Source organism: Acidisphaera sp. S103, assembly GCF_009765975.1.
Lineage (GTDB): Bacteria > Pseudomonadota > Alphaproteobacteria > Acetobacterales > Acetobacteraceae > Rhodopila.
On record NZ_LMUJ01000060.1, the window covers coordinates 147,116 to 165,267 of the forward strand.

Annotated in this window: 15 protein-coding genes; 6 read left to right on the forward strand and 9 right to left on the reverse strand. The window is 61.0% G+C overall.

All coding sequences use genetic code 11. The annotated features are described in order from the left end of the window. Nucleotides 1-37 precede the first annotated feature (37 nt). A complete protein-coding gene (locus GSQ89_RS19580) occupies nucleotides 38-2,368 on the forward strand; it encodes a xanthine dehydrogenase family protein molybdopterin-binding subunit (protein ID WP_158928290.1) in 2,331 nt (776 codons plus the stop codon). A 179-nt stretch (nucleotides 2,369-2,547) separates the two neighbouring features. Here the strand turns inward: GSQ89_RS19580 and GSQ89_RS19585 are convergent, their stop codons facing one another. The 3 genes from GSQ89_RS19585 to GSQ89_RS19595 form a co-directional block, all read right to left on the reverse strand. Continuing rightward, nucleotides 2,548-3,087 carry a GNAT family N-acetyltransferase gene (locus GSQ89_RS19585; protein ID WP_216856281.1) on the reverse strand — a complete coding sequence of 180 codons (540 nt, stop codon included), beginning with the start codon at nucleotides 3,085-3,087 and terminating at the stop codon, nucleotides 2,548-2,550. After that, complete coding sequence (gene dapA, locus GSQ89_RS19590; protein ID WP_158928292.1) at nucleotides 3,084-3,971, reverse strand: 4-hydroxy-tetrahydrodipicolinate synthase; 888 nt, start codon at nucleotides 3,969-3,971, stop codon at nucleotides 3,084-3,086. The genes GSQ89_RS19585 and dapA overlap by 4 nt, the downstream gene beginning before the upstream one ends. A 313-nt stretch (nucleotides 3,972-4,284) precedes the next feature. Continuing rightward, nucleotides 4,285-5,208, reverse strand: a complete 924-nt coding sequence (locus GSQ89_RS19595; protein ID WP_158928294.1) for a ketopantoate reductase family protein — start codon at nucleotides 5,206-5,208, stop codon at nucleotides 4,285-4,287. A 162-nt stretch (nucleotides 5,209-5,370) separates the two neighbouring features. Here GSQ89_RS19595 and GSQ89_RS19600 point away from each other — a divergent pair, with 162 nt between their 5' ends. The 4 genes from GSQ89_RS19600 to GSQ89_RS19615 all read left to right on the forward strand — a co-directional run bounded on the left by GSQ89_RS19600 (nucleotide 5,371) and on the right by GSQ89_RS19615 (nucleotide 8,507). Then, complete coding sequence (locus GSQ89_RS19600) at nucleotides 5,371-5,859, forward strand: MarR family winged helix-turn-helix transcriptional regulator (RefSeq protein ID WP_158928296.1); 489 nt, start codon at nucleotides 5,371-5,373, stop codon at nucleotides 5,857-5,859. 67 nt (nucleotides 5,860-5,926) lie between these two features. Next, nucleotides 5,927-6,313, forward strand: a complete 387-nt coding sequence (locus tag GSQ89_RS19605; RefSeq protein ID WP_216856282.1) for a PPOX class F420-dependent oxidoreductase — start codon at nucleotides 5,927-5,929, stop codon at nucleotides 6,311-6,313. Between the two features lie 184 nt (nucleotides 6,314-6,497). Then, nucleotides 6,498-7,043, forward strand: a complete 546-nt coding sequence (locus tag GSQ89_RS19610; protein ID WP_158928298.1) for a VOC family protein — start codon at nucleotides 6,498-6,500, stop codon at nucleotides 7,041-7,043. Nucleotides 7,044-7,127: 84 nt separating this feature from the next. Beyond that, nucleotides 7,128-8,507, forward strand: a complete 1,380-nt coding sequence (locus GSQ89_RS19615) for a hypothetical protein (protein ID WP_158928300.1) — start codon at nucleotides 7,128-7,130, stop codon at nucleotides 8,505-8,507. A gap of 135 nt (nucleotides 8,508-8,642) precedes the next feature. Here the strand turns inward: GSQ89_RS19615 and dnaJ are convergent, their stop codons facing one another. From dnaJ to hrcA, 4 genes are all read right to left on the reverse strand, one after another. Continuing rightward, entirely contained in the window at nucleotides 8,643-9,779 is a 1,137-nt protein-coding gene (gene dnaJ, locus GSQ89_RS19620; protein WP_158928302.1) for a molecular chaperone DnaJ, read from the reverse strand. A 123-nt stretch (nucleotides 9,780-9,902) separates the two neighbouring features. Then, nucleotides 9,903-11,822, reverse strand: a complete 1,920-nt coding sequence (gene dnaK, locus GSQ89_RS19625; RefSeq protein WP_158928304.1) for a molecular chaperone DnaK — start codon at nucleotides 11,820-11,822, stop codon at nucleotides 9,903-9,905. A 165-nt stretch (nucleotides 11,823-11,987) separates the two neighbouring features. Continuing rightward, nucleotides 11,988-12,569 (reverse strand): nucleotide exchange factor GrpE, encoded by a 582-nt coding sequence (locus GSQ89_RS19630; RefSeq protein WP_158928306.1) that lies wholly within the window; start codon nucleotides 12,567-12,569, stop codon nucleotides 11,988-11,990. Nucleotides 12,570-12,659: 90 nt separating this feature from the next. After that, a complete protein-coding gene (hrcA, locus tag GSQ89_RS19635) occupies nucleotides 12,660-13,775 on the reverse strand; it encodes a heat-inducible transcriptional repressor HrcA (protein WP_371734278.1) in 1,116 nt (371 codons plus the stop codon). Between the two features lie 369 nt (nucleotides 13,776-14,144). On the opposite strand from hrcA, the gene GSQ89_RS19640 reads away from it, so the two are divergent. Beyond that, nucleotides 14,145-15,293 (forward strand): acyltransferase, encoded by a 1,149-nt coding sequence (locus GSQ89_RS19640; protein ID WP_158928308.1) that lies wholly within the window; start codon nucleotides 14,145-14,147, stop codon nucleotides 15,291-15,293. A gap of 63 nt (nucleotides 15,294-15,356) precedes the next feature. On the opposite strand, the gene GSQ89_RS19645 is transcribed toward GSQ89_RS19640, so the two are convergent. Together GSQ89_RS19645 and GSQ89_RS19650 are read right to left on the reverse strand one after the other, a co-directional pair. Next, nucleotides 15,357-16,226 carry a TylF/MycF/NovP-related O-methyltransferase gene (locus GSQ89_RS19645; RefSeq protein ID WP_158928310.1) on the reverse strand — a complete coding sequence of 290 codons (870 nt, stop codon included), beginning with the start codon at nucleotides 16,224-16,226 and terminating at the stop codon, nucleotides 15,357-15,359. 154 nt (nucleotides 16,227-16,380) lie between these two features. Then, on the reverse strand, nucleotides 16,381-17,688 hold the full coding sequence (locus GSQ89_RS19650; protein ID WP_158928312.1) for a glycosyltransferase family 9 protein: 1,308 nt from the start codon (nucleotides 17,686-17,688) through the stop codon (nucleotides 16,381-16,383). Nucleotides 17,689-18,152: the final 464 nt, after the last annotated feature.

Here is an 18,152-nt window from a genome sequence, read left to right on the forward strand (position 1 = left end):
GCGACCGCGATAGCAGCCCTCCGGAGGACACAAGATCATGACCGCCACGAAGTTCGGCCTCGCCCAGCCTGTCCGCCGCGTGGAGGATCCCCGGCTGTTGAAAGGCGCGGGACGCTACACGGACGACATCGTGCTGCCGAACATGTTGTTCGGTGTGGTGCTGCGCAGCCCGCATGCGGCGGCGGCGATCACACGGCTGGACACGACGGCGGCAGCGCAACTGCCCGGGATCGCCGGGGTTTATACCGCGGCCGATCTGAAGGCTGACGGCGTGGGGCCCCTGCCCTGCGCGGCGCTGGTCGAAAACCGCGACGGCACGCCACAGGCCGCGCCGCCGCATCCGGTTTTGGCTGAGGGTGCCGTGCGCCATGTCGGCGATCCGGTTGCCTTCGTTGTCGCCTCCACGATCAAGCAGGCGCGCGACGCGGCGGAAGCGATCGAGGTGGATTACGACATCCTGCCCTCCATCACCGATCTTCCCACCGCGATGGACAAAGACGGGGTGCTCGTCTGGCCGGAGGTGAAGCATAATTTGGCGTTCGATTGGGAGATCGGCGACAAGACCGCGACCGAAGCGGAATTCGCCAAGGCCGCGCATGTCACCAAGCTGACCATCGTCAACAACCGGATCGTGGTCAACTCGATCGAGGCGCGGGCAGCGCTGGCGGATTTCGATACGGCGACCGGGCGGTGGACGCTGTACGCCAATACCCAGGGCGGCTGGCTGGTGAAGAACCTGATCGGACCGCTGTTCGGCACCGATCCAGAGAAGTTCCGCATCGTCACCCCTGATGTGGGCGGCGGCTTCGGGATGAAGCTGTTTCTGTACGCCGAACACGCGCTGACGTGTTTCGCCGCGCGCAAGTTGGGCCGGCCCGTGAAATGGGCGGCCGAACGCGGTGAGGCGTTCCTGTGCGATACCCAAGGCCGGGACAATCTGACGGTGGGGGAATTGGCCATCGACGCAGACGGGAAATTCCTGGCGCTGCGAACACGCAACGTCTCCAACATGGGCGCGTATCTGTCGACATTCGCGCCGTATATCCCGACCTATGCCGGCACCGGCGTGCTTTCCAGCGTGTACGGGTTCAAGGCAATCTACGCCAACGTGCTGGGGGTGTTCACCAATACCGTGCCGGTGGATGCCTATCGCGGTGCCGGTCGTCCCGAAAGCAACTATCTGGTGGAGCGGCTGGTCGATGCCGCGGCCAGGGAACTTGGTGTCGACAAGGTCGAGTTGCGGCGGCGGAACATGGTGCTGCCGGATGCGATGCCGCATTCGACGCCTGTGGGAAAGTCGTATGACAGCGGTGATTTCCGGATTGTGCTGGATGCGGCGACCAAGCGCATGGACTATGCCGGTTTTGCCGGCCGGCGAGCCTCGGCGGCGGCAAAGGGCAAGCGGCGCGGGCTGGGTTTGGCATACTACCTGGAAGCGACCGGCGGCGATCCAACCGAACGGGCGGAAATACGGTTTGCCGACGATGGGTTTGTTGATGTGTATGTCGGCACGCAATCCACCGGTCAGGGGCACGAGACGGCCTACGTTCAGTTGACGGCGCATAATCTGGGCATCGATGGCGACAAGATCCGCATCCGGCAAGGCGACACCGATACGATCCCGGTCGGCGGCGGCACCGGCGGTGCACGCAGCCTGTATTCGGAGGGGCAGGCGATCCTGCTGACCTCGGAATCGGTGATCAGGAACGGCAAGCAGGCAGCAGCGGAAGAGATGGAAGCCGCGGTGGCGGATATCGCGTTCGCCGAGGGTCGTTTCTCTATCGTCGGCACCGATCGCGGCATCGATATCGTTGCATTAGCGGCGACCCAGCGGAAGAAGGCGGCAGCGGGACAGGCGGTGACATTGCTGGATGCCGCCGAAATCGCGCCGATCGATGCGCATACGTTCCCGAACGGGTGCCACATGGCGGAAGTGGAGGTCGATCCGGAAACCGGTTCGGTGGAACTGATCCGCTACAGCGTGTGCGACGATTTTGGCAAAACGGTGAACCCGTTGATCGTGCGCGGCCAGGTGGCTGGCGGCGTGGCGCAGGGCTACGGCCAGGCGGTGCTGGAGCATACGGTTTACGATCGGGATTCCGGCCAGTTGCTGTCAGGCAGTTTGTTGGATTACGCGTTGCCCCGAGCCAACGAGTTCCCCGACATCGAAGTGGAGTTGCTGGAAATCCCCTGCGCGTCCAACCCGCTGGGGGTGAAGGGCGCGGGCGAGGCCGGTGCCGTGGGAAGTCCACCGGCGGTGATCAACGCGATCATCGATGCGTTAAGCGGAGACGGTGTGACCCACATCGACATGCCGGCAACGCCCGAGCGGGTGTGGCGCGCGATGGCGTTGGCGAAGGCGGCTTAGGGGACTGCTTCTCCTAAGCGGTCGTCATGAACCAGATGTGAATCCGAAGTGCGTGTGCGCGTCGGTGAACGGTCCCGATCGTTGCAATGGCAGACGTGACGCACAGGTGAGAACGATGCGCGATGGCGCCGGCACGCCGGTCGGATCGACGTCGTTCTAGCCAGCGCACTAGATTGGGCTCAGCCATCTGCATGAAACGCGTTCGGCGGCGCGCCAATATCGCGGCAGGCATATCTGACTGTCTTGCTGCCCCCCTGGATGATCTCCGAACCGACCGTCACAAATCCTAACGCGGCATGAAACGCATCCGAAACCGGATTGGGTGGATCGGCATTGATCTCACAGACCACAAGCCGATGACCCGCCCGAGACGCATGTTGGAACAGGTCCATATAAAGCTGGCGGGCATAACCACGACCGCGCGCGGCTGGTGCGACGACGATCCGATCCACATACACAAATCGCTCATAACGTGCGCGGAACCACAGGAAGTTGACACTATCGTAATCGGCGTCCTGATCGAACGCGAGAAGGAAAGCATCCGCTTGCCCAATCCTGCGCGCCAGGAACGACTGCTGCACAAGATGGGCAAGACGTTTGGGCTCCAGCCAGGACAAAGCCTGTGCGTCAGCGTTATTCAACGCCAGCAGGTCTGTCCCCAGTGATCCTTCACCGGATAGCTCGGGTGGGTAAACCATGCACAATTCACGGGTTGTCACGACGTCCTCCGCTCGATTGCCCGATCGATTCGAGCAGCCAGGGCTTCGGTGATCGGGGTCATCGGCAATCGCACCTCCGGGCTATCGATCAGGCCAACACGCCACAGCCAGTGCTTGATTGGCGCCGGGCTGGGTTCGGCGAACAGCAGCCTCGGCAGATCCACCAGCCGTTGCCAGGCCGCCAGGGCACCGGGCTGGTCGCCGCGCAGCAGCATGTCGCGGATCGCGACGAAGCCCCGGGTCTGGATATGGGCCGAGGCCAGGATGCCACCATCGGCGCCTTGGGTCAGTGCGGTGTAGAACAAAGCATCCTCGCCGGTCAGCACCGTGAACCCAGACGGCCGGGCTCGCAACAAATCAAACGACTGAGCCGCGTCGGCACAGCAATCCTTGACCCCGGCGATGTTGCCGTGTTCGGCCAATCGCAGCATCGTCTCGTTGCCCAGGTTAACGCCGGTTCGATACGGAATGTTGTAGATCAGGATGGGCCGGGTCGTGGCATCCGCCAGCGCCGAGAAATGACGGAATAACCCGTCCTGTGACGGCCTCGTGTAATAAGGACACGTGATCAGGTATCCATCGATCGGCCAGCGCTCGGTCGCCTCCAGAGCCTTGACGACCTTGTTCGTATAACTGCCGGACACGCCGAGAAACACCGGAATGCGCGGTCCGGTCGTTTCCAGTTCCGCGGCCGTGACCCGCACGAGGCGTTCGGTTTCCGCGTCGTCCAAGGTCAGCCCTTCACCGGTGGTCGCCGCCAGGATCAGGCCATCGACCAGCTCCGTTGCGTAGTGCCGGATCATGCGGCGCAGCGACACCTCATCCAGTCGATCGTCGCGGAACGGGGTGATCAGCGGCAGCCAGATACCATTGAGGGGATTCATCGTCTTTCGCCCTCCTGTGAAGCCGGAGAGACGGGAAAGATGGCAGAAAAAAACCCCGTCAAACCGGCGGGGTTCTGATCGATCCTGTGACGCCAAAGCTTAACGCGTGCGTAGGTCCTCAGTCCCCTTGAACGGGGACTTTTTTGCCTTCGCGTGCTGATGGCGGCAGGTGATCATGGATGGATCGTTATCTAACGAAATCGTGAGTGTCAAGGCTTCGATGTGACAATCGGGCCGGAGGTCCGGGCATCCCGAACGGTCGAGAGCAGAATCAGAAGGGCGTAAAGCATCAGGCCGGCCATGTCTGTCGCGCTCATGCTGCGGCAAGCTTCGCCTGGTAGACCGACAGATGGGCGAATGCCGCGGCAATCAGCGAGGTGGAAACGCCGAGCGCGCGGCCCCTGACCAGAAGATCGCCGAGGATCTGGTCTGCTTCGACCGGACTGCCTTTCAGCAAGTCGCGATACATCGAGGACGTCAAAGGCGATGCTTTTTGTGTGATGGCCGCCTTGGTGGCGACCAGGAATGCCTCGGTTGGGGTGTGACCGGCGGCGGTGACGACGGAGGTCACCTCGTCGAGAAACGCGAGAGCGAATACAGCTCCGTTCGGGGCGGCTTCGACCTCGCCGATACTGCCGCGCATCAGGCAGCAGATGCCACCGAGCGTGGCGAGAAGGATCCATTTCTGCCACATCTCCAGCTCGATGGTGCGTGACAGACGGGCGTCGAAGCCGACGCCCTGCATGAGTTTGTCGAGGGCGTCGGTGCGGGCCGAGGGCAGTCCGCTCATTTCGCCATAGGCAAGATCCTGCAGCGTGTTGAGCTGCACGATGCGGCCTTGATCGTCGACGATCGTGGCCACCTTGCAGACGCAGCCGGCGACAGCTTGCCGACCGAACCGCGCAATCAGGGCATCCACATGTTTCATGCCGTTCAGCACGGGCAGAATCATGGTTTCGGGCCCGACAGCCGGCGCCAGGTCGTCCAGCGCCGCTTCCAGCGAGAAGGCTTTCACCGTCAGCAGAATGGCGTCGTAGGGCGCCTCGATCGTGCCGGCGGTGACCAGCTTGGGGGTCAACGTGACGTCGCCGTGCGGGCTGACGATCTGCAACCCGTTCGCCCGCAGCCGTTCGGCGCGCGCGGGGCGTACCAGAAACGTCACATCGCGGCCCGCCTGGGCCAACCGGCCACCAAAATAGCCACCGGTCGAACCGGCTCCGACGACAAGAAGACGCATCGTTGTCTGTTCCTTCAGTTGACCGTGTGGGCGGGTGCGCCGGCCTGGCCTGGCCACAAGGCGCCCGCCGGCAATTGTTGGCATATGCACATATCGCAAGATTATGGGCACATGCCTATGTTGTTCAAGAGGCCTGCCCACCACGATGGAGCAAATAGTCCGATGGCACGGAAACAATTGGCGGTGGCTACGCTGCCGGAGTCGGTTTGCAACGGCACCGCGCTGCGCAAGGCGACACGTCGGGTTTCCCAGCTTTACGATGCGGTCCTGGCGCCCTGCGGGCTGCGCTCGACGCAGCGGTCGATTCTGATGCACATCGCTCGCGCTGGGACGCCGACGATGGGGGATCTGGCGGCGGCCCTGGTGCTGGACCGGTCGGCGCTCGCGCACAATTTGAAACCGCTCGAACGGGATGGCTTCGTCACAGTCGTCGTGGACCCCGCGGATAAACGCAGCCGGTTGGTCACGTTGACGGCGGTGGGAACGGCCAAACTGGACGAATCACAACGATTGTGGCGGCAGGCCCAGCATCGTTTCGAGGCCACGTTCGGACCGGAACAAGCGACCGCGTTGCGACAGTCCCTGGCAGTGATATCGTCGGCCACGTTCGCGAAGGCGTTCCAGGACGCGGACGATACGGTCGTTGTATGATGGTCTCAGGCACTTTCTTCGGCCACGGCATGTGTGCCGGTGCGGGCGATGAGACGGGAGTCAGGCGATGGACAGTTCGGCCGGATTGGATGCCTTTGAGGGCAAGCGGTATCTGAATCTGGAAACCTACCGCAAGACCGGTAAAGGGGTGCGCACGCCAGTATGGTTCGCGGCGGAACCGACTGATTCCGGCCGGCCGAAGCTTTATGTTTATTCCACCGCCGATTCCGGGAAGGCGAAGCGCATACGGCGCACGGGCGTTGTGAAGATCGCCCCCTGCGACGCGCGCGGACGGGTGACAGGTTCCTGGACCACCGCGCATGCCGCGATCGTCGGCGGCGAGGAATACGAGCACGGTATGCGGCTGCTGAACCGAAAATACCGGCCGTGGAAACAGATCCTGGACCTGTTCGCCCGGCATGCGCGCGTCATGTTCGCGATCCGGCCGGCCTGACCCGCGGGGCGCCTCAATCGGCGAGCCAGGCGGCTTCTCCGCCGATTCCGCCGATCAGGATCAGGTTGAAGACAGGGAAGGCGATGGACAAGGCAGGCAACACTTGGTTTTCTCATCACACGATGCTTGCACAACCGACAACAGCGACATTGAATGGTGTAAAGTCAAACCAAGGGGAACCACCATGGGAACGATCCACGCCCGCCTTGCCCACGTCGGCATCAACGCACATGACCAGAAGCGATTGGTAGAGTTCTACACCACTGTCCTCGGGCTGATGGTGACCGACAGCGGGAAGGCTCGCAATGGGATGGAATTGACCTTCCTCAGCGCCAGTCCGGGCAACCATCACCAGCTTGTCCTCGCCGGCGGGCGGCCGGACACGTCCGGGTTCAATCCGATCAACCAGATTTCCTTTATGGTAGACTCGCTGGCCGATCTGCGGGTGGTGCATCGGCGGGCGCTGGACAACGGCGCCACCGACATGCGGGTCACGTCGCACGGCAATGCCTGGTCGTGCTACTTCAAGGACCCGGAAGGCAACACCGTCGAAGCCTACCTGGACACGCCGTTCCATGTGCCGCAACCGCATGGGGAGCCACTGGACCTGACAAAGTCGGACGATGACATCCTGCGGGAGACAGAAGCGTCATGCCGAGCGGATCCGGGGTTTATGATGATGGAGGCGTTTCAGGAGTCGTTGGCGACTCGATTGGCGACCGCTGGGTGAAGGCTGCCAGACCAGGGTGTCGCGCCGGGTTGCCACGGCGCCTGCCTTCGCACGCCATCCGGCAATGAAACGACTGATCGTGTGATGACTCACCTGTTGACCTGGCATGGCACGGTGGTGTGTCGGGAGCGCGTACGCGGCGCGCTGGTTCATCGTTCCGTGACCGGACCGTTCGACGGTGTGGACGTGCTGGAAATCGGCGACTTGGGCAAAGTGCTCCAGGCCGATGTCGGCCATCTCATGCGCGATGACGAGGACGCCCTGCATGTCATGCTGGACGGCGGCCCACTGGCAGGCTGGACGATTTCCCGTGCGCCGGATCATCGCAGCCTGAATTTGTCGCGTGGCGGCAACAGCCTGACAGCTTTGGCGGGGGGCGACCGTATCGCGCTGGCGGGGGGCGATCCCGGGTGCGAGGGGCGTTTCCTGGCCATCGGTCCGGACGATTTGGCGGCGTTGCGCGACGTCGTTGCCGCGAAGTGGCTGGTCGAATCGGCTGGTGCATCGAAGCAGCCGCAAATTGGCGTGCTGACACCCGGGTTCGGGCTACGCATCGGCGCACTCGACGTCGATCTATGCTGGAACCTGCCCTTCGATCTATCGGAGTGGCCCCACCAGTTGACGTTGCTGCCAGAGGCCTGGCGCCTCGACCGCATTTACCGATACCGCCCCTTGATCTATTTCGCAGTGTTTGGCGATACGACGATCATGCGGCAATTCGCCCTGAGCCTGGCCTCGCTGGTGACAACCGGCGCATACGACGGTGCCATCGTCGTGATGACCGACAAAACGACGGCAGAGATCAGCGCGCTTGTCCCGCCTGGCATGCGGGCTACCCTGGTGGTGATGCCCACCGCCGCCAGCGATCGGCTCGGTTACATGGCATCCCGCCTGACGATCGGCCGCTGGCCGGATGCTGGGGCGTTTCAACCGCTGCTGTATGTCGACACCGACATCATTTTCGACCTTCCCGTCAGCGGGGTGCTTCAGGCGATCGCTCTGTCCGACCGAATGACCGCCGTGGAGGAGCCGACCGAATCCCTTGCTACCTCCGATGTCGTCGGGAGCGGACTGATACGGGCTGACGGCTGTTCACCCGGGTCTGAATTGGGCTTTAATTTCGGGGCGCTGGGCATACCAAATCTGCGGCGGCATGGGCCAATGCTGGCACTGATGGGCCGGGTCCTGCATAACCGGTTGACGTTGTGCGGCCGTGAATCGCTGCCTTTCCCGGACCAGGCGATCGCCAATTATGTCGCCTATCGCCGACGCGCGGTCGATACCGCATTGCTTTCGGCATATGTACGCCTTGCCAGCCAGCAGGCCGATCCAGCCAGTAGGCGGGGTTTGGTACATTTCTGCTGGGCGACGGGTGCGGTGACCAAGGCCGACGCGATGCAGCGCTATTTTCAGCGTCTGGCCGAATCTGGCGACGCCGCGGGCACTTGGGTTCGTTCGGCTTAGAGCGTTTCCACCCGGCCAGCCATCCGCGCTTCGCCGGCCGGTGCGAAGATGGCAGGGACACGCCCGGCCATGACGATAACGCAATTATACGCGGGCGCCCGACGCGACGATTCCAGTCAGGGACACGATCGCGCCCTAACCCCGCCCGCCTTCGAAGAAAGCCGCCACCTTGGCGAAGAACCCCTCATGATCAGGGCTGCCTTTGCTGCCCTTGGACGCTTCGGCCTCGAATGCCTCCAGCAATTCCCGTTGCTTCGGCGACAGGTTCTGTGGTGTTTCAACGGCGACCTGGATAAACATATCGCCGCGTGCGGCACTGCGCAGCACGGAGAATCCCTTGCCGCGCAGCCGGAACTGTTCCCCCGTCTGCGTGCCGGGTGGGATCTTGACCCTCGCCCGCGATCCGTCGACCACCGGCACTTCGATGTCGTCGCCCAGCGCCGCCTGGGTCATCCGCAGCGGCACGCGCATCAGGATGTTGGCCTGCTCGCGCTGGAAGAATTCATGTGGCCGGACCGAGACATGCACGTACAGGTCGCCGTTCTGGGCGCCTTGGCCACCGGCTTCGCCCTCGCCGTTCAGGCGGATGCGGGTGCCATCCTCCACACCCGCCGGGATTGCCACCGACAGGCTGCGCTCCCGCTGCACGGTGCCGGCGCCCTGGCAGACACGGCACGGGTTGCGGATCACCCGGCCCTGGCCGCCGCAGGTGGGACAGGTACGCTCGATCAGGAAAAATCCTTGCTGCGCCCGCACTTTTCCCGCGCCATGGCAAGTCGGGCAGGTATCCGCGGTACGGCCTTTATCCTGGGTGCCGCTGCCCTCACAGCTTTCGCACTTGACCCGCGTGGGTACGCGCAGATTGACCTTGGTGCCGCTGAATGCCTCGGCCAGACTGATTTCCACGCCCTGTCGCAGATCGGCGCCGGTGCGCGTGCGCTGGCCGCCACGCCTGTCGGTCCCGAACATCTGGGCAAAAATATCGCCGAGATCGCCGCCGGCGGAGAAATCGAATCCGCCCATGCCGGGGCCCCCACCGCCGCCCTGCTCGAACGCCGCATGGCCGAACCGGTCGTAGGCGCCGCGCTTCTGGTCGTCCTTCAGGATGTCGTACGCTTCGCTGACATCCTTGAAACGAGCCTCGGCCTGCTTGTCGCCAGGATTGCGATCGGGGTGAAACTGCATGGCGAGCTTACGGTACGCCCGTTTCAGGTCGTCCGCACTCGCGTTCCTCGCCACACCCAGCGTGGCGTAATAATCCTGCTTGGCCATATCAGCCCTTTATAGCGTGGCGCGCCCCTGATGCGCCCCGAAAAATCCATCACCTGAAACAGAAATCGCGCCCGCCTTCGAAGAAGCGCGGGCGCGACCCATCATTCTGGCAAGCCGACCAAATCAGGCCGACTTCTTCTTTTTGTCGTCGACTTCCTCGAACTCGGCATCGACGACCTTGTCGTCATGCGGAGCCTGCGGTTCGGCATCACCACCCGGCGGTTGCTGGCCGGCCGCGGCTTCAGCCTTGTACATCGCCTCACCGATCTTCATCGCCGCCTGGCTCAGCCGTTCCGACGCCTGCTTCAAGGCTTCGGTGTCGGTGCCTTCCAGGGCGGATCTGGCAGCGGCCACGGCGGCCTCAGCCTCACCCTTCTCCTGCGAACCCAGCTTGTCGCCATGTTCCTTCAGGTTCTTCTCGACCTGATGGACCAGGCTTTCCGTGTGGTTGCGGGCCTCGATCGTCTCACGCCGCAGCTTGTCGGCCTCGGCATTGGCCTCGGCTTCCTTCACCATGCGCTGGATGTCGGCTTCCGACAGACCGCCACTGGCCTGGATGCGGATCTGCTGCTCCTTGCCGGTGGCCTTGTCCTTCGCCTGGACAGAGACGATGCCGTTGGCGTCGATATCGAACGTCACCTCGATCTGCGGCACGCCACGCGGGGCGGGCGGCAGGCCGGTCAGGTCGAAGTTCCCCAGCAGCTTGTTGTCCGCGGCCATCTCGCGCTCGCCCTGGAACACTTTGATGGTCACGGCTGACTGGTTGTCGTCAGCGGTTGAGAATGTCTGGCTCTTCTTGGTCGGGATTGTGGTGTTGCGGTCGATCAGCCGGGTGAACACGCCGCCCAGCGTCTCGATGCCCAGCGACAGCGGCGTCACGTCCAGCAGCAGCACGTCCTTGACGTCGCCCTTCAGCACGCCGCCCTGCACCGCTGCACCGATCGCCACGACTTCGTCAGGGTTGACGTTGCGAGCCGGGTCCTTGCCAAAGAACGCCTTCACCGCGTCGATGACCTTGGGCATGCGGGTCATGCCGCCGACCAGGATCACTTCCTGGATTTCGCCAGCGGTGACGCCGGCATCCTTCAGCGCCGCCTTGCAAGGCTCCAGCGTGCGGCTGATCAGATCGTCGACGATCGATTCCAGCTTCGCGCGAGACAGCTTCATCACCAGATGCTTCGGCCCGGAGGCATCGGCGGTGATGAATGGCAGATTGACTTCCGTCTCCTTGGAGGAAGACAGCTCGATCTTCGCCTTCTCGGCGGCTTCCTTCAGCCGCTGCAGCGCCAGCTTGTCCTTGCGCAGGTCGATGCCCTGCTCCTTGCGGAACTCGTCGGCCAGGTAGTCGATGATGCGCAAGTCGAAATCTTCACCGCCCAGGAACGTGTCGCCGTTGGTGGACTTCACCTCGAACACGCCGTCGCCGATTTCCAGCACCGAGATGTCGAAGGTGCCGCCGCCAAGGTCGTAGACCGCGATGGTGCCGGCGGACTTCTTGTCCATGCCGTAGGCCAACGCGGCGGCTGTCGGCTCGTTAATGATACGCAGCACATCGAGGCCGGCAATGCGGCCGGCATCCTTGGTCGCCTGACGCTGGCTGTCGTTGAAGTACGCCGGGACGGTGATGACCGCCTGCGACACCGGCTCACCCAGATAGGCTTCCGCCGTCTCCTTCATCTTGCCCAGGATGAACGCGCTGACCTGACTGGGGGAATATTTGGTGCCCTTGACGTCAACCGCGGCGTCGCCGTTGTCGTTGCGGACGATGGTGTAAGGGACCATCCCCTTGTCCTTGGCGACCAACGGATCGTCGTAGCGGCGGCCCATCAGGCGCTTGATGGCATACAGCGTGTTGCTTGGGTTGGTGACGGCCTGGCGCTTGGCCGACTGGCCGACCAGACGTTCACCGCCGTCGGCGAAAGCCACCATGCTGGGGGTTGTGCGGGCGCCTTCAGCGTTCTCGATGACGCGGACGTCCTTGCCTTCCAGGATAGCGACGCAGGAATTGGTGGTACCAAGATCGATACCGATCACTTTACTCATTCGAATATGCTCCTTTCAGCGGACGGCGGCGGCCCGAAGCACCAACGCTGTCCCTATTGTGAATAGTCCAGGATGTATGAGACGGACGCGGCCGGGACAAGGGTTAAAGCCAATTTTTCCGTTCCGTTCCGTCCGATTGTGCGCCGTTATCAGGCCTTCGCCAGTTCAGCTCTTCCCGGGGCCGGCGAGTTCCTCCGTCGCCGCCTTGGCGACGACGACCATAGCGGGACGCAGCAGGCGTCCGTTCAGGGTCCAGGCCTGGGACCACGCCTGGATGACCGTGCCGGGGGGATGGAGTTCGCTCTCCTGCTCCGCCATCGCCTGATGCAGGTTGGGGTCGAACGGCTGGCCGACCGGGTCGTCGCGCTTGATCCCGTTCCGCTCCAGCGTGCTGATAAAGCTGCGTTCGACGCCATCCAGGCCCTCGCGGACCTTGGCGACGATCGCCGGCTGGTCGTCCGACGGTGGCGGCAGGCTGTCGATGCCGCGCTTCAGGTTCTCCGCCGCCTCGACCACGTCGGTGGCGAATTTCTGCACCGCGTACTGCCGTGTGTCGTCGACGTCCTTCTTCGCCCGGTTGCGGACGTTGGCGTTTTCCGCCTCGGCGCGCATCCAGCGTTCCTTCATCTCGGCGAGTTCGGCTTCCAGCGCGGCGATGCGGTCGGCCGCCGCCTGCATCATCTGTTCGGCCGTCAAAGGTTCCTGGGGGGGCGCGGCATCCGGTTCGGCCGCGGTCTGATCTGACATGGTATCCTGGTCTGGCTGAGGTTCAACGGAGATTGCGGCCATCAGTTAGGGAAGACGGCGGCGAAGAACAACCCGTTTCGAGTCGTTTGTTCAACCCAGCAGTTGCCCGATCACCCTGGCGGTGTAATCGACGACGGGGATAATCCGGCCGTAGTTGATCCGGGTCGGGCCGATCACCCCGATGGCGCCGACGATCCGGCCGCCGTCGTTGCGCGCCGGCGCCACCACCATCGACACGCCGGAGGTGTTGAACACGCCGCTCTCCGCCCCGATGAAAATCCGCACCCCATCCGACTGTTCGGCCAGTTCCAGCAGGCGCAGCATCGTCTCCTGCGCTTCCAGCCGCTCAAACAGCGCCTGGATCGCGGTCAGCCGGTCGAGCTGGGTAACGTCTGAGAGCAACCGAGCCTGGCCGCGGACGATGAGGCTGCCGGAGCGGCCCTCGCCGGTCCAGGTGGCGAGGCCGGCGGCGACCACCAGGGTGGACAGCGCGTCCAGTTCGGTGCGGTTGGCGGCGATCTCCTCGGCCACCAGCCGGCGCAGTTCGGCCAGCGGCCGGCCGGACAGCCGGGCGTTCAGGTAGTTGCTGGCCTGCTGCAGGGCCGAGGGCGGCAGGCCGGGTGGCGTCTCGATCACCCGGTTTTCCACCTGCCCATCCGCGTTCACCAGCACCACCAGCGCTCGGCCGGGTCCCAGGGGAACGAATTCGATGTGCTTCACCGCGCCTTCCGACTTCGGCGCCAGGACCAGTCCGGCAGCGGCGGACAGACCGGACAGCAGGGAACTGGCCTCGGCCAGGGTGTCTTCCAGGCTTCGGCCGGACGCGGCCAGCGCGGCGGAGATCGACACGCGTTCGTCTTCGGTCAGGTCGCCGAAGTTCAGGAGGCCATCGACGAAGAGACGGAGGCCCTGGTCGGTGGGCAGGCGGCCGGCGGAGGTGTGGGGGGCGAACAGCAACCCGGCGTCGGTCAGGTCGGCCATCACGTTGCGGATGGTGGCGGGCGACAGGGTCATGGGCAGGCGGCGAGCCAGCGTGCGGGAGCCGACGGGTTCGCCGGTGGCGACGTATTGCTCGACGATTTCGCGGAGGACGGCCGCCGACCGGGCGTCGAGACCGGGGGGCAGCGGCGGCGGTGCCGCCGGGAATGGCTGCGTCCGTCCGTGGAAGTGCGGGAAGCGGTTGGACGGTGGGATGGGCATGTTCATCGGTTGTGCTCCAACGGATGAGGGTAGGGAGTGGGAGAGGGATGGTCAATTGAATCAGTTGATTGATATGGCAGAGACGACCACGGTGGCATATGTTGATTTTCGCCTTAAATGTAGATTCGATACGATATTCGATCATCGACGCGCTCCAATGGCACTAGACGGTTGGCTACGCATTCCGCGCGGCATCGCAAAGCATCGTGAGGTTGGACGCCGTGGCAGGGTCGTAGCGACGGCACGGGTGGACATGTTCTGGATCAGAGGATAGAGGCCCTTACCCTTGACTTGGGTATTACGTGTCGCGGTGCTTCGATGAGTACCCGGTGGGGAGAGGGAGACCAATTGCAACGCGGAACACGGATAGAGTGGTTGGACGGCCTGCGAGGAATCGGGGCTGTTCAAGTCTGCCTGTTTCATCTCAGCCCGGCATTCGGCTTTGACGCTCCTTACGGTCCCGCATTAGTGGCGTTTGACGGGCAACTTGCCGTTTTTATCTTCTTCTTCATTAGCGGTGTGGGGCTCGCAGGGTGGGCGAATAGCGACTTTCCCCGCTGGACACGGTTAATTGTGGCTCGCGCCGCACGGCTATTCATCCCAAGCATGGCTGCATGCCTGTTTGCCTTCGGGGTATGGATAATCCTATTGCCCTTCAGCCCACAAGTATGCGGCCTTTTGCCAGCATCCAAATTGACCGCATCCGTGGCAGCGAAGTTTCTCACTGATATTTTTATGTTCATGCCCTTGCTCGGGCATCGGGACAGCTCATTATTCTTGAATGTTCCGTGGCTTGGTATGCTGATAAGGCAGCACGCCTTCACTATTGGACCTCTCTGGACCATTAGTATAGAATTTTATGGCAGCCTCGTTGTTTTAACCCTTGCCGCGTCAAAGCGATTTTCCAAGTGCGTTGTGATTTTAGCAGTTTTTATTGCACTTCTTCTAACACTACGGTCGATTCTGTTTCCGTTCGTCGTTGGCTTTGTGATGTTTCATGCTCGTAATCGCATTCGGTTTAACATGCCAATTCTTGTCACCCTTGCAGTTCTGTCAGGAGGTTTTTTTATCTCGATTGCGGCGTCAAACAATGTCTATTTTTCCTGGGCTGAGTGGATTGCGCGTGTTAGCTTCATGGTTCCTGCGCAATCTTCGTACTCCGTGCAAAAATGCGCTGCCGCCCTGCTAATATTCTGCGTGATTTTTCTGTCGCCTGAGGCTAAAATGCTTCTTTCCAATAGATTTTTCCGATTCCTGGGAAGTGTTTCTTTCCCTCTATATCTTACACATTTCCCGTTACTCATGATTTTTTGGGCAACGGATAGATTTTTGCTGGCGCGCGGTATGCCAACCAAGGCCACCGTTTATTTATCTCTGGTTCCCTACACGCTGTGCTTGTGCGCCGCGATTGCTATCTTCAGGCAAATAGATACATTGTCGATAAATGCATCCCGTGCAATCGTGGGACGCCGCCGTACAGATCGGGCCACGATCCCCCAAGAGCAGGCCGATTTAGCCGCCTGATCGTATTGAAGTCGCTGACTTGTGGATAGTGCTTCATTCCCGCCCACAGGATGCCGCCTGATCCTATTTCATCTTGCGCACTACCACCGTGCCGGACATGTCGGGAATAGGGATGACTAATTCATCCTTGTTGGCAAAAAATTCGTCAACTGCCTTTTCGACACCTTCCCAGTACAAGGACGTGTAGTCGTGCATAATTAAAAAGCCACCAGGAACAAGGCGCGGCCAGAAAAATTCGAGAGCAGCACAGAATGGCTTGTACAGATCGCAATCCAGATGCACCAGACAGAATTGTGTATCATCTGGCACCTGGGCAGCAGTCTCGGGAAAATAACCTCGTATGAAGTGAGCATGGTCACCCGGTACATTTTCCTTAGCCTGGTCGAACGAGGTATCAGCGTAGCCACCGCGATGTTTGACCTCATCACCAACCAAGTCTTGCTCCGAGAATCCCTCAAACGTATCGAACAGATAGATCTGTTTATCGAGGCGTTTGGCCGCTCGGGCTAACACGCTCGCCGAATTTGCCTTATCGACCCCCAGTTCAGCCATGTCGCCGGTAAGTTTGGATACGGAAATAAAATCGATAACAAGACAAAGAAAATAAAATCGCGCACGATCATATCCATATTTGGGGCTTCGCCGCACAAAACCAACAACATCCTCTGCCGGGCGCATCACGCCACCCCGCGCAATGTAGGTATCGTAGTTGTCCGTGTAGCGCTGCGGCGCCCCTGCCAAATATGGACCGGGCGGCAGGAACCAATCGGGCATCATGTCATCGGCGTTCAATGTCGGCCGCAAGGCAACGCGCCAGGCTTCGACCTTGTCCTTGAGATCGGCAAGTTCAGACCGAGCGGCGTCCCGTTGTTCGAATAGCCGCCGAACCGACGGGACCATCAAAGCAGCTTGCTTCACAGCATGTCGCAGCATAGAGTTACTTCTCACAATAGTTGGGTGTCGACGAATTCAGCAATTGATCCGCCAGAATTTTCGAAAAGCCGGTGAAGTCGAACACTCGCATCACATGCGATCTCACCTTGAACTAGAAGTTTGCCGGCCCTCCGATCGGTCGTCAACTGGAGCGCTACACGGCCGGTAGGCCGGAGCGCTGCTTCATCGCAGGCAGGTCTGTCAAGCGACCTCCATCAACTTCGCGGCGATCGAGATGCCGAAGGATGGCATCGGCCACCGCTTCCGGAGATGTCTCCGACAAGCAGATCGGCTCCTTGAAGCCGCGTGGGCAGTTGATCATCCAATCCTTGGTGGTCCACCAACAACCGCCACAAACACGCGGAGCGATATTGATGTTTTCATCGTACCCGAAATAGGCGGCAGGAGTCGGCCCGAACATGACGCACGAGACAGTGCCCACACATGCGGCGAGATGCACAAGGCCGGTCTCACTGTCAATATGGAGCATGCTGCCAGATAGGATTGCCGCGACATCGGCAAGCTTTGTCTCGCCGATCAGTTGCACGTCGACCCCCTCAATCGGTTGGCTGGTCTGCGAGCCGAGTTGCACCACGAACAGATCGCCACGGCGGGCGCGCAGTATTTTCAGAAGTTCAGCGAAATGAGGATAGGCTTTTGTTGACCTACTCACCAAGTCAGCGGTGGAATGGAATTCCGCATCGAATCCATTGTGAATCGTTAGATAAGGGCGCTGTAGCAGACCCAATTTTTGGCTCAAGGATTCATCGAACGCAATTTCCAACCTGTGTCCACCGTAGGGAATACCGGACATCGCACTGACAAAATTATTCCGATTCAAATTTGTAAACATCGCTTTGGCACCGAGGGATCCGTCGAGATAAGGGTGGACGGAAATGATCTCGTTCAAGTGGCGAGAGTGACGAAACCGATCAATATTCTGACATATACTTACCAATTTGGGCCACTCTCTATTAATTCTGCCCCATTTGATATATTCATATTGTATCGTAATAAATTGCGTCACCGTCATCGCCAGTCCATAATATTTGTAATTCTGCCTATCATTCCAAGAAAAATAGTCATCGTAGCATCGATTGAACTGAGCCATCGTGCTGAAAATCCATCTGGCCACCTCTGGCCTGGAGCTGTAGACATCGAAGCGGAACTCACCAGCCGCGGCAATCAGATCACGAATATGTCGGGCGGCAATCAAGTGATCCCCGATACCACCACCAACTCTGAAGGCAATCATTCCCTCGGCCGCATCTGGTCTATCGGTCTCAAGAAATGCCGATTCCGGGCGCGTGGCCGGAAAATCGCCCAGTAGAATTCTACCAGCCCGGCGAAACCGCTGAGCAACCCGATAAAACGCGCGAACCAACCAAAATATAAGTCGGCCCAACGCACTACCGCGCAAACCGAGAGTGTCATAGGTCTTGATGAACCTATCCCGAAGCATCAAACGCACCCTTTCATAGTTACCCCGAGGTGCTCGAGAATGACTAGCCGTGGCGTGTCTATTCCACATGCCGACTTTTGTCGGAAAGGGACCTTCGCAATCAAAAACATGTGATTGGCATTTTCAGGCCCATTCGCTCACCGATGGCCTTGCGAACCATAGCCCTCCGCACGCCTTACGAACATGTCTGGTTCGAAATACCAGAAATGCGACGAAGGGCCACTTTAGTGCCGTGGTCACACCGCCATGGCCGGAATCATGTCCCCCCAACCCTCGACCACACCTCACCGTACCAACGCAAGACGCTTCCATACCTATATTTGCGACCCATGGTTGAAAACCAAGCCCGTTGAGGTTTAATGGCATCAAGGGTCGAACTGGCCTGCTGACTTTCGGGCCAGGTGTTCCGCGCGACCATTGCTAAGAAGACGATACGCTAGGTGGTGGACCGGTCGTAAACTAAA

What these genes read in the sequence shown, in the direction of transcription:
- GSQ89_RS19645 (WP_158928310.1), bottom strand. Translation starts at nt 16,226, where the DNA reads ATGCTGCGACATGCTGTGAAGCAAGCTGCTTTGATGGTCCCGTCGGTT.
- GSQ89_RS19605 (WP_216856282.1), top strand. Translation starts at nt 5,927, where the DNA reads ATGGACAGTTCGGCCGGATTGGATGCCTTTGAGGGCAAGCGGTATCTG.
- hrcA (WP_371734278.1), bottom strand. Translation starts at nt 13,775, where the DNA reads ATGAACATGCCCATCCCACCGTCCAACCGCTTCCCGCACTTCCACGGA.
- GSQ89_RS19650 (WP_158928312.1), bottom strand. Translation starts at nt 17,688, where the DNA reads ATGCTTCGGGATAGGTTCATCAAGACCTATGACACTCTCGGTTTGCGC.
- GSQ89_RS19615 (WP_158928300.1), top strand. Translation starts at nt 7,128, where the DNA reads ATGACTCACCTGTTGACCTGGCATGGCACGGTGGTGTGTCGGGAGCGC.
- GSQ89_RS19630 (WP_158928306.1), bottom strand. Translation starts at nt 12,569, where the DNA reads ATGTCAGATCAGACCGCGGCCGAACCGGATGCCGCGCCCCCCCAGGAA.
- GSQ89_RS19610 (WP_158928298.1), top strand. Translation starts at nt 6,498, where the DNA reads ATGGGAACGATCCACGCCCGCCTTGCCCACGTCGGCATCAACGCACAT.
- GSQ89_RS19595 (WP_158928294.1), bottom strand. Translation starts at nt 5,208, where the DNA reads ATGCGTCTTCTTGTCGTCGGAGCCGGTTCGACCGGTGGCTATTTTGGT.
- dapA (WP_158928292.1), bottom strand. Translation starts at nt 3,971, where the DNA reads ATGAATCCCCTCAATGGTATCTGGCTGCCGCTGATCACCCCGTTCCGC.
- GSQ89_RS19580 (WP_158928290.1), top strand. Translation starts at nt 38, where the DNA reads ATGACCGCCACGAAGTTCGGCCTCGCCCAGCCTGTCCGCCGCGTGGAG.
- dnaJ (WP_158928302.1), bottom strand. Translation starts at nt 9,779, where the DNA reads ATGGCCAAGCAGGATTATTACGCCACGCTGGGTGTGGCGAGGAACGCG.
- GSQ89_RS19600 (WP_158928296.1), top strand. Translation starts at nt 5,371, where the DNA reads ATGGCACGGAAACAATTGGCGGTGGCTACGCTGCCGGAGTCGGTTTGC.
- dnaK (WP_158928304.1), bottom strand. Translation starts at nt 11,822, where the DNA reads ATGAGTAAAGTGATCGGTATCGATCTTGGTACCACCAATTCCTGCGTC.